Source organism: Providencia sp. (genome assembly GCF_003533305.1).
GTDB lineage: Bacteria > Pseudomonadota > Gammaproteobacteria > Enterobacterales > Enterobacteriaceae > Providencia.
Genome location: NZ_DOEH01000018.1, coordinates 70,756 through 82,246 on the forward strand (window position 1 = coordinate 70,756; position 11,491 = coordinate 82,246).

Sequence of the window (11,491 nt, forward strand, 5' to 3'; positions counted from 1 at the left end):
CATCTAAGTTTAACTTGTTTGTTTTTGTACTGTTCCGGAGGCAAGAACCCCTTTATGGAAACTTGCTTGTCTTGGCGAAATGCGTGCAACTGCCTCAGCAGAACAGGATGCATCGACTAACACAAAGCTCGCATCATCACCTTTAGTCGGCCAAACTTTCTGACCTTTATCATCGAGCGGCAATACATTTCCTGTGGCAATAGCTAAAGAGCGCGATAATGACAGTTCATCGGGACGAGTATAAAGCTGAGCATATAAATTAGCTTTTTCTAACATATCGCCTAATCCAAACGGTGACCAATGATCCACCACACTGTCAGTTCCGGTCATCACAAATACCCCATTTTGATTGAGCGTTTTTAACGGCATATGTAGCGTACCGATAGGCACTGTTGATGCAATGGTGATTTGTTGTGCCGCAAGCTGTTTTGCTATTTTCTCAGCTTGTTCTGGATTGAGCATGGCTAAGGCAAATGCGTGGCTGATGGTGACTTTGCCACGTAAACTGCGATTTTCATCAACAGTTTTAATCATATATTCAATTGCAGCAAGTCCAGCGGGACTGGTTTCATGTAGATGAATATCAACCCCTTTATTGTAATCCAGTGCAATTTGGAACATCGTATCGAGGGATTTTTCCATTGCGCCATCCACATTTGTGGGGTCTAAACCTCCGACGTAATGGGCGCCTGCTTGCATGGCTTCACGCATTAAAGGCTCTGATTTTGATAGCAATAATCCATGTTGTGGAAAGGCAACTATTTCGCAGGTTAAGTCTTGCTGACGGTCAGCTAAGACTTGCTGTAAAACCTCTAAATTTTTTAAACCTGAAACTGGTTCAATATTGCAATGGCTACGGGCAATTGTTGATCCTTTGGATTGGATCAAGTTGATCAGCGCATTAGCGCGTTCTTTAGTATAGGGTTGAAGATCCGGCAACATTTTTTGCTCAAGGGCTATCATATCCATAATCGTTTTGCCTTCGCGGGACTCTGGTGCTTGCCAAGGGCCGCCGTAAAAGGTTTTATCAAGGTGGATATGCATGTCACGAAATGCGGGCAGTATTAACTTACCCTGAGCACTGTAGGCATTTAGTGCATTATTAGGATGCTGTTTGTTAGCTAAAACGGCGGCTATTTTGCCCTCGTTGATTTCAAGGGTATGAAGTGCAGTCTTAGTGCCAATAACCGTTGAATCACGATAGTTAAAGCCCGTCTCAAGTAAGGCGTCATCAAGGTAATAATGTTTATCAGTAATACTTGAAATACCACTACGTTGTAAGGGCTGATGAGTTTGTGCCGAAGCCATTCCTGACATTGCACCAAATAAGGTACAAGCGGCCGCGACTTTCGCACTTGTTGAAAGGAACTCTCTTCTGCCTGATGGGAAATCTGCTTTCATAGAAACTCCTTATTAATATAATAAGACTTCACACTGATGAAGGTTTCAGCGAGTGTGAAGTTGGGGATCTTCTAACCTTGAATTATGTGCGTTCCGGTTTCGCCACGTAATGCTTCGGTGAGCTTTTCAGGTGTAGTGATGATGACGCGTTTACCGCCATTGGCAATAAATGACAGACTGGCTTCAATTTTAGGTAACATGCTGCCCGCCGGGAAATGGCCTTCTTCCATATAGCGTTGCATATCTGTTGTGCTGGTTTCGCCGAGCGCTTTTTGTTCCGGTTTTCCAAAGTGAATACACACTTTTTCAACACCGGTGGTGATAATCAAGATATCGGCATGCAGCTCTTTTGCTAGTAATGTGGTGGAGAGGTCTTTATCAATCACCGCATCAATACTTTTGTATCCGCCATTACCATTGCTGATAACCGGAATACCACCACCGCCAGCGGCAACGACAACAAAATTGTTTTCAGTGAGAGTCCGAATGGCTTTTGATTCAACAACATGTTTGGGTTCCGGAGACGCCACTACACGACGATAACCACGGCCAGAATCTTCAATAAAATGCCAATCTGGATTGGCAAGTTTTAATTCTTCAGCTTGCTGTTGTGTGAAAAATGCCCCAATCGGTTTAGTTGGTGCACTAAAATTAGGATCGTTTTTATCAACTTCCACTTGTGTGATAACGGTAACCGCTTGGCGGTTATGACGCTGTGTTAGCGCATTTGTCAGTGCTTGCTGGACTAAATAACCAATACCGCCTTGGGTATCTGCCACGCAATTGGCTAATGGGGTTAATGGTAACCCTTCAACGGTATGTGCAATTTCTGCACGACGCAAATCAAGCCCGACTTGAGGACCATTTCCATGGGTCAGAACAATGTTGTAATTGCCTTCAAGCATATCGCTAATATGGTGTGCGACTTCTTGTACGGCCTTTTCTTGAGCTTCGATAGACTGGCTGTTGTTATCTTTAATAATACTGTTGCCCCCGATGGCAACAACCACGAGTTCTTTCATTGTGATGTATCCTGAGATAATGTTTTTGATAGTCGGTGTTTTTACGCACCGGCTATCAGAGATTGGTTTTGTTATGCGGATTTGCTGACTTTTTCAGCTTGTTGTTCTTCGACTGACTGACGGCTATCCATAAAATGTTTGATAACAAACAAAGCTGCCATCATGAGGTAAGCGTACACAAACATCAAGGTTGGACCTGTCGCAATGCCAACTGCTGGTGAATGGATGATACCGAAGAATACCAGTATCGCACCGACTGCTGCTGCAATCGCACCACGCAATGGTTGATTGAGAATAGCAAAGATAGCAATACAGCCCCACAACATACTAGCCAATGGTGCACCATTACCTAAGTGAACAAGACCTTGGTAGTAAACGCCTTTGTGCAATAGTGTTTCAATACCTATGGCGTTTGCTGATGTGCCTGCCGCACCCATTACACTATTAACCATCGTCAGTGCCCAGTTAGCAATCCACGGGAACAGACAGATAAAGATAACCGGCACTTCTATTTTCGGTGTTTCCCTCACCACTTGGTTGGCGGTAACCACACCGATGAAGACCAGTATTGGTACAATTGCCGTCATTGGAATGATGGCTAGCATGAATGCGCCTAAACCAAACAGCGGTACGATAAACATCGTGATACCAGATGCTAGCGTGTAACCAACACTTGCACCCATGGCTTTCCAGCCAGCGTGACCTACGTAAACGGTTACTGGGAATGGGTTACCCATAAAACAACCCACTGTTGATGATAAACCGTTTGCTAACATAACTTTACGGGTATTGTATTCATCACCAGCCGCATGCGCACTTTCGATATTTTCAAGGTCAAAAATGTAGTTCGCAAGTCCTAATGGCACCGCAGACGCTAAATAAGGTAAAGCATGTGGCAAACCTTGGAAGAAGCTATCAATGTGGATGCCTGGTGGGTTGAAACCAAAAGACGCCATTGAGGTTTTAATCGCTTCAGGGCTCTGTAAACCGGAGATCCACGCAAGTGCAGTACCCGCAATTAACAGTAATAAACCCGTTGGAATGCGAGCGAAAATAGGTTTTTTACCGAACCAGTTAATGAAGATTAACAGTAAAACGATGAATGAAACTGTAGGCGCTTCAAACGCTTGCAGCATTGGGTTCATCGCCAGTAACAGTAATCCAAGTCCAGACAGACAAGATAACAGTACGGTACGTGGGATCATCTTACGGATAGCTTCACCGAGGAATGAACCACCGACTAAAATCATCGCCTCAACAAAACACCAAACGAGAGCGATTTGAATGGCAAACTCTGCATTTTGTGTTGTTTGATATACCGGCATGATGACTAAGAAAGTCACGGTAAAAATTGATGGCGCGCTTGGCCCTGATGGTAAAGCGGTGACATCGTTACGACCTGTTTGCTTGATCATTTGCTGACCGAAGTAAGCATAACTGATACTGGCAAGTAAAACGGTAAAACCGAACGCTGGTGCAATACGTCCATAAACAATTTCAGTTGGGATGCCTACGACAAAAACGAGCAAGCCCATCATGGTGAGTAGGTTGGTGAGGTTGTTGGTCATTAGCCCGAAGTAGGCTGCTAAGTCCCCGCGTTTCCATTTGATTTTGAATATACTCATTTTAAGTATTCCCCTGTTTACCCGTCATACTTTGAGCCACAGCTGTGTTGGCTGCTCTTAGCTACCCAAGTCACATACTTGTGTATGTTCCTTGGGATATCTTCGTTTGCCGCCTTGCTGCAACTCAAATTATTTAGGGTATACACCTATAGAGGTGCATATCATGATACTCAAAGTTGCAGTTTATCTGTGTAGCTAAATACTCAGGGTATTTGTCGTTTTATTTTTATTACCCGACTTTAGTCGGGCGTTATTTTTTATTACTGGAAACTAAGCGTATTTCTGGGCGTAAGCTAGCATTGCTTGTTCAAAACACTCAAACGGAGGATGAACAATACCCGCACCAATCATGCCAATACCGGCATCTTTATGAGCAATTGCTGTATTGATGACCGGAAGGATGCCGCTGGCAGCCACTTTGGTGATATCAATTGCAGTTGGAATGCCCATAAAGCCAAGCAATGGAATAGTAACGTTCGGGTTTTCACCTAAAGTGATTTCACGCATTTGGCGAGAGAAATCAACGGCTTCATCAACAGTTCCACCGACAAGTGCCACAATGGCAGGTGCGGTTGCCATCGCAAATCCACCAATACCATAGGTTTCGGTGATTGCAGAATCACCGATATCTAAGCCTGAATCTTCTGGCTTATAACCGGCAAACATTGGGCCGATAACTTGTTGAGATGGGCCAATAAACCAATGTCCTGGTAAGCCACTGATACGTAGACCAAACTCATAACCATTACGTGCCATAGTGGTGACGACTGTGCTGTATTCGATACCGTGAGCTGCATCCATAGAGGCTTTACACATTGCCATCCACGTTGGGCCTGAGAAATAATCACTGCTAGCCACGAAATCAAACACTTCTTTTTGCTGGGCAACTGAGAAATTAGTTTGGATAATGCCGGTTGTCAGTGCTTGGATTAATAGGGTGGTGCCCGCATTGTTACGGTTATGGCACTCATCGCCCATATGCAGGGCTTGAGCCAACATCAAACGCAGGTCAATTTCACCAACGAATGTCATTGCATCGCGCAGCATTGGACCTAATACATCACGCATCCAATTTAAACGGTCAATAACGCTTTGATCGTTAGCACCCATACGCAGAATTTTTGCCATCTGCTCACTAAGGTTGGTAAACGCACGGTTACCGTAGGTTTTGTTTTCGACAATATGCATGAACATCGATGCTGATGTCACACCAGCCATGGAGCCCACGCAGTCATGTTCGTGACAAGGAGAGAAAATAATCTCATCTGATGCGGCAACACGTTCGGCATCAACTAAATCTTTGGCTAAGCCTTCAAAAACTAATGCACCCGTTACTGCGCCTTTCATCGCGCCACACATATCTTTCCAAGCAACCGGAGGGCCGGCGTGTAAAATAGTATTTTTAGTCATTCCCGGAACGACGTTAATTGCTTGGTCATAACCGATAAGGACAGGCTGGGACTGAATAATACGCTCAAGCGCTTGGGCGTTAGCGACAGCAATTTTCTCTTGTAGTGATGCATTGCTTTCGATTTTATCTAATGCGCGAATAACCTCGATATTACCTTGACCTGGTGGCGTCCAGCTTAAGTGAGTGACTGGAATATGCTGCTTTTTCAGGTCGTCGCTGAACATTTCGATGCCAACGTTAATCACATTTAATGGTTGCTTAAATAATGAAGTCATTATGCTTTATCTCCTTTCCAGACAAACTCGCGTCCTAATAAACCGGTATTGGTGCTGCTGCTTGCCCAAATCACGTCGGCATCTGTCAGCATTTTGACTTGTGCATCCATTGCTGGTGTATCTTGGTCAGTACCCAGTACATAACCTAAAATAATCAGTTCACGGCCATCTTGTTTAGCAATATTTTTCGCTTCTTTGATTGCATCAATCATAACGCCGACAGGATCTTCGTGAGAACCAAAGCCCAAGACAAAGTCCATCATAATGACACCAACTTCAGGATCACGAGCTTCTTGTAATAAACGACCAATACGGTTGGTTGGGTCGATCATTGGGTGTGGTTTACCGTTGGTAAAATCATCATCCCCAAAATCTAGGAAGGTGTGAGCGATACTTTTATTGACATCTTTTAGGCGATACTCAAGGTTTGGTTGAATATTGCTGTAGACGTCATCATATTTTTCGAGGGCAGCAAACATTGCTTCATCGCACAGGGTGCCACCACAAAATAGACCGCGGATATATTTTTGTTCAGCGGTTAATTTGGTGCGGACTTCTTCAATTAATGGCCAGTTGAGTGAATGTAAGTTTAAATCTTCTTTTTTGAGACCCGCGAGTAACACTGTTTTCAGCGCAGCTTCTTTGGTGCTCTTTGCAAATGTAAGACCTGGTTTGTCTTCTGGCAACGGTTGGCTGCCTAGGAAGCACACTACTACAGGTTTATGACATTTTTCTGCCTGCTCTAATACTTTCTTCGCTACGGCGGGTGCTGGTGGCTTAGAAATTAAGGCAATAACTTGAGTTTCTTCATCGGCATCTAACATCTTGAGGGCATCGATCATCATAATGCCGCCAATTTTTTCGCTTAGGTCGCGCCCACCGGTACCAATGAGTTGCGAAACCCCTGCACCGAATTCATGAATGCGTACGCTGAGTTCTTGGCTGCCGGTACCAGAAGCACCGATAATACCAATGTTGCCGCGGCGCACACTGTTACCAAAGCACAGTGCAGTACCGTTGATGATAGCCGTGCCACAGTCAGGCCCCATCATTAAGAGTCCTTTACTGCTTGCCATTGTTTTTAACGCTAATTCGTCTTCAATGGATACGTTGTCAGAAAATAACATCACATTGAGGTCATTTTCTAAAGCAATACGCGCTTCACGGGCGGCAAATTGACCATTAACTGAAATAATCGCTAAATTACTATCAGGGATATGTGTTTTGGCTGAATTGAGGGTGGCGTATTTAGCTTCGTGAGAACCGCCGCCTTGATTCTTTTTATTAAATAAATCTTCAATGCCAATTAAGATCTCTTCGTTGGCTTCATCGCTTGAACCTTTAATGACAATCATTAAATCGCCATTTTTGGCTTCTTCTAACTCAGTGGTTAATAAGCCTAAATTTCTTAAGACGCCTTTATTCATCTCTGTTGCCATTGCCACAAATGCTTGCTCAACATTAGGAAGTTGATTTGCTTTAGTGGAAATGGACATCAGTGATACAGAATCAAAATAGGTATTCTTTTTTATGACAACTTTAGTTGACATAGCTTTCTCCGAAATAATGAGTGAGATACAAAGCATCTCGAATGCCAAATAGCATGTCGCTGCCTGAACTGGACCCGATATTTAAAATGTCTAAAAACTGTGAATAAATATTTGTTTCGTTCGCATCAACTAATGATTGAATCAATTGATGCATATTTTCGCGATATTCATGGTTTAGGGCTTTTTCTAGGGTAATGGCGCTAATGGGTGTTGTTCTTTCATTGCTTTGCATGATGCCCTGATGAAATTCAGGATAAAATGCACGAGCAGGATGTTTTTCTAAGAGCAAAAATGCCATTAACCCAACGAGATAATCATCTCCAGACGGCGTAAGCCCGATACCTAACCCAACAAACTGGCTAATGACATTAGCCAAACCATGGCGTTGTTTTGCCTTGAGTAAACTAATTAAATTGCTACGTAATTGATTTAATTTTTCTGTGGATGCTACATAAAATAAATTATCGCCTTGATAATTAAATAGAGAGCTTCGAGCTTCACTTAAAATTAAATCTAATCTATTTATTTGCTTTAATAAAAATGACTGATAATTTCTCTGGTTTATTTTCTCATAAATAAAATTAATAACCGGTTGTTGCCATAATTTACATAATGAAAAAGACAATGAATAATGTTCACCAATGCATATTTCATTATTTAACAAATAAAAATTGTCCTCATTCTTAATGTTTAAAAGAGAAAAATCGTTATTTAATAATCGACAACTATTTGGTGCATTATCTAATTGAGTACTTAGCAAAGTAAAAAGATGATTATCAATAGAAACATTAATGGCTTTATTAAAGACTTGTTCTACTTTGCCTGAAAGCTGCGGCTGATTGAGAAGATTTAAAAAATGAATATCAGCCGTTAGCCCGTATAATATTTGCCGATGAGATGTGGCGTTATTCACAAGTCTCCTTATCAGCGTATGTCTCGAGTATCGCTCAGTGCTTATGCACCAGCCGCAACGAGAAGTGCTGCAATTTCGGTATAGCCTTTTTCTTTTGCCAACTCTAATGGTTTTTTACCATATTTATCAGTCATGTGAGGGTTAGCACCATGCTCTAATAGCAACTTAACGATTTGTTGTTGTTTGTCGCCACCGTCATTGAGTACGATAGCTTCCAGTAACGGTGTCCAACCAACAAAGTTAGTGTGGTTAACATTCATTTCTGTTTTTTCGAGTAACTCACGAACGATTTCTACGTGGCCTTTTTCACTTGCAGGTGTAATACCTACGCCACCAAAGCGAGTTAATAAATCCAAATTAGGATTTGCAGGTAAAACCAAACGTAATAGCGTTAAATCGTTATTTAAGCAGCTAAGTAGGAAAGGGTTAAAACAAGTTTGATCTTGTTTATCAATATCAGCACCTGCGTTAATTAGCAGTGAAACACATTCATAATGTTTGTTTAGGCTGGCATTTATGATTGCGGTGCGGCCTTGACGATTTGTCACATTAATATCAATACCGTTATCAAGGCATTTTTTTAATATATCTAATTGGCCTTGTTCCGCTGCGGTTAGAAATTCTTGAACCAGTGTGCTGGAAGTCATAACGCTCTCCTGATAACTAAAATTGATAAATAGAAATTGAACACTATTTAATATGGCTAAAGCATAGCAACTGCGACCTATAAAAAGAATCCATTTAAATTTAATTCATCAATAAGGCCCTTCATTGTTGAGTTAAATTCAATAATTGGCTATTTTTGTGCGTGAAAGCATTGTTTACAGACCTTTTTGGATGGTTTTAGGGGGTTTTTAGACCAAAATTGTTGGTTTATTTTTATTAATTAAGGGCACAATAAATGATTTAATCAGATCTGTGACGCAGTTCAAATTTAAGGTTTTTAAAATGTTAATGTTGTGATTTTTTTGATCAAAAAAGATTAAAATGTTAAATCTTAGTTTTAGTATTTAATTCAATAATATTAGGTATTTCGAATATAAATAGTCCTTTCTCATATTACATCAATTTTACAAAATCAAAGGAAAACAAATAAATATTCTGTCTAGATGAATATTTCTGTTAACCTATGAAAATAGATTAAAATATAGACTGTTTTATATGCTGTTGAATTTAATTCAAATATATCCGTCATACTTCAAGCTACAGGGGATATCCGTCATGCTTCGAGCTACAGGGGCGTTGACTGCACTCAGCTACCCGAATCACATACTTTTTGTATGCTCATCGGGATAGCTTTGCTTGTCGCCTACCTGTAACTCGAATTATTTAGGGTATGTGTAGATTAGGTTTTAATGTATAGATCAGGCTTTAAGCCGCAGGGGTAAACTCAAATTATTTAGGGTATGTGTATAATTAGGGAATAAAGTAATGAATTCGATTTTTACTGAAGAAAATTTACTGACTTACACTACGGCAGCTAAGTTTGCCAGTTTTAGTAAGGCCGCAGAAGAATTGGGTATTACCACATCGGCGGTCAGCTATACCATAAAACGCATAGAAACCTATTTGGATGTAGCGCTATTTATTCGTGATACACGCAATATCGAGCTGACAGAAGCGGGTTATTATTTTTATCGCAAAGCAACGGACTTATTAAATAACTTCCATTTGATTAAAAAAGGAATTTATTCTATTGAGCAAGGTATTGAAGCTCGTGTGCGTATTTGTATTAACCAACTGTTATATACGCCATACCATACGGCTAAGTTGCTGCAAATACTCAAAAAACAATTTCCAACATGCCAAATTACAGTGACGACAGAAGTGTATAACGGGGTATGGGATGCGATTATTAATAATCTTTCCGATATCGCAATAGGCGCTCCGGGTACGTTAATGGATGGTGGCGGTATTGATTATACTGAGATAGGTGCTATTCATTGGGAATTTGCTATCGCATCCACTCACCCGTTAGCACTAATGCCTGAACCTATTGCAGAAAGCCAATTACGGTTATATCCCAACATTATGGTGGAAGATACGGCGCATACCATCAATAAACGTATTGGGTGGTTGTTACATGGTCAAGAAGCTATTCAGGTGCCTGATTTTAATACTAAATGTCAATGTCAGATGCTCGGTGAGGGAATCGGTTTTCTGCCTGATTATTTGATTAAAGAACATGTAAAAAATGGTTTATTAGTGATCAAAAAAATTCAAAATCCAAGACAGGATTCTCATCTGTTATTAGCGACACAACATTCGGCAACAGGGCTGGTAACTCAGTGGATACGAAGAGAATTTGTTGGAAAGGGGATTTTAGCTAATCTATACAGCGATTTGCTAAAACCCATTCACTAGAAAAGTTACTGAGTGGCAATCTCGAGGGCTTTATTGATAGCATCAGGGATTACGCTACCGTGATTCTTACCTTCAAATAATGTGAAATTACAGATGCGGCCATGACTTTGGATTTCGTCACAGATTTGGCGTGCAGTAATCCAGCTTTTTCTCACTTGGTAATTTTTCTTTTGCTCATCCGTTAACCGTGATAAATCAGGCTTTTCTTCAAGCCCCCCTAGGGTAATATTAATGGGGGAAGCCGCTTGTTTATCAGTGAGTTTGGCGATATCTACCATTTTCCCTTCGCCCCACCACAGTGACGGGCTGGCAGAGACATAAGATTGATAATCGTTAGGATGATTTTGATAAGCCATTAAGGTAAATAATCCGCCAAATGAGTGACCAAATAAGGTCTGTTTTTGCTTATCAAGGGGAAATTGTTGTTCAGCCCATGGTCTGATAGTTTCTTGTAAGAATTGATATAATCCATCAGAACCGCCACCTTCTTGAAAGGCTTCACCTGCAACTTTTGGGGTATAATCATAAGTGCGGATTTTACTGGGAAAGGCTTCATCCACAGGGTAGCCAATACCGATAATTATCGGCAATGAGTCAGATGGAAACTTGCTGATAGCTTTGTTGACGACTAACGGATATAACCCGTTACCATCAAGCATATACAGTACAGGCCGCTTAGCCGTAACGTTATAAGGTACGGCGCTGTATATCCGTAAGACTCGTTCACCATAATTCATATCAGTTTGCTGAATATCATAAAACTGACTGACATTTTCATCCAGCTTTGGGATGGTTTGGCTTGGGCGAGCCCAAGCGCTGGTTGTCATGCACAGTAATAGGCCACTTAATATGATTTTATTCATCTACTCGTCATCTTCAAGTTGCATGGGTGTTGGCTACGCTCAGCTCCCCGAATCACATACTTTTGTA

9 protein-coding genes are annotated in these 11,491 nt (G+C 41.4%); 1 reads left to right on the top strand and 8 read right to left on the bottom strand.

Annotated elements, in window-relative coordinates:
- Positions 1 to 9 precede the first annotated feature (9 nt).
- From DD649_RS11000 to DD649_RS11030, 7 genes are all read right to left on the bottom strand, one after another.
- Positions 10 to 1,401, bottom strand: coding sequence for an amidohydrolase family protein (locus tag DD649_RS11000; protein ID WP_294107058.1), 1,392 nt, complete (start codon positions 1,399 to 1,401; stop codon positions 10 to 12).
- A gap of 71 nt (positions 1,402 to 1,472) precedes the next feature.
- Positions 1,473 to 2,423: a carbamate kinase family protein gene (locus tag DD649_RS11005; protein WP_294107059.1), complete on the bottom strand. Its 951-nt coding sequence runs from the start codon at positions 2,421 to 2,423 to the stop codon at positions 1,473 to 1,475.
- Between the two features lie 71 nt (positions 2,424 to 2,494).
- Positions 2,495 to 4,048 (bottom strand): xanthine permease, encoded by a 1,554-nt coding sequence (locus DD649_RS11010; protein WP_294107060.1) that lies wholly within the window; start codon positions 4,046 to 4,048, stop codon positions 2,495 to 2,497.
- Between the two features lie 270 nt (positions 4,049 to 4,318).
- Positions 4,319 to 5,734: a DUF1116 domain-containing protein gene (locus DD649_RS11015; protein ID WP_294107061.1), complete on the bottom strand. Its 1,416-nt coding sequence runs from the start codon at positions 5,732 to 5,734 to the stop codon at positions 4,319 to 4,321.
- Positions 5,734 to 7,284: an acyl-CoA synthetase FdrA gene (fdrA, locus tag DD649_RS11020; RefSeq protein ID WP_294107062.1), complete on the bottom strand. Its 1,551-nt coding sequence runs from the start codon at positions 7,282 to 7,284 to the stop codon at positions 5,734 to 5,736. The genes DD649_RS11015 and fdrA overlap by 1 nt, the downstream gene beginning before the upstream one ends.
- On the bottom strand, positions 7,274 to 8,197 hold the full coding sequence (locus tag DD649_RS11025) for a DUF2877 domain-containing protein (protein WP_294107063.1): 924 nt from the start codon (positions 8,195 to 8,197) through the stop codon (positions 7,274 to 7,276). Before DD649_RS11025 ends, fdrA begins: the two co-directional genes overlap by 11 nt.
- A 41-nt stretch (positions 8,198 to 8,238) precedes the next feature.
- Positions 8,239 to 8,844, bottom strand: a complete 606-nt coding sequence (locus tag DD649_RS11030) for an ankyrin repeat domain-containing protein (RefSeq protein ID WP_294107064.1) — start codon at positions 8,842 to 8,844, stop codon at positions 8,239 to 8,241.
- 784 nt (positions 8,845 to 9,628) lie between these two features.
- On the opposite strand from DD649_RS11030, the gene DD649_RS11035 reads away from it, so the two are divergent.
- Positions 9,629 to 10,561 (top strand): LysR substrate-binding domain-containing protein, encoded by a 933-nt coding sequence (locus tag DD649_RS11035; RefSeq protein ID WP_294107065.1) that lies wholly within the window; start codon positions 9,629 to 9,631, stop codon positions 10,559 to 10,561.
- Positions 10,562 to 10,566: 5 nt separating this feature from the next.
- On the opposite strand, the gene DD649_RS11040 is transcribed toward DD649_RS11035, so the two are convergent.
- The gene (locus DD649_RS11040; protein ID WP_294107066.1) at positions 10,567 to 11,424 is read right to left on the bottom strand and encodes an alpha/beta hydrolase-fold protein; all 858 of its coding nucleotides are present in this window, start codon (positions 11,422 to 11,424) and stop codon (positions 10,567 to 10,569) included.
- Positions 11,425 to 11,491: the final 67 nt, after the last annotated feature.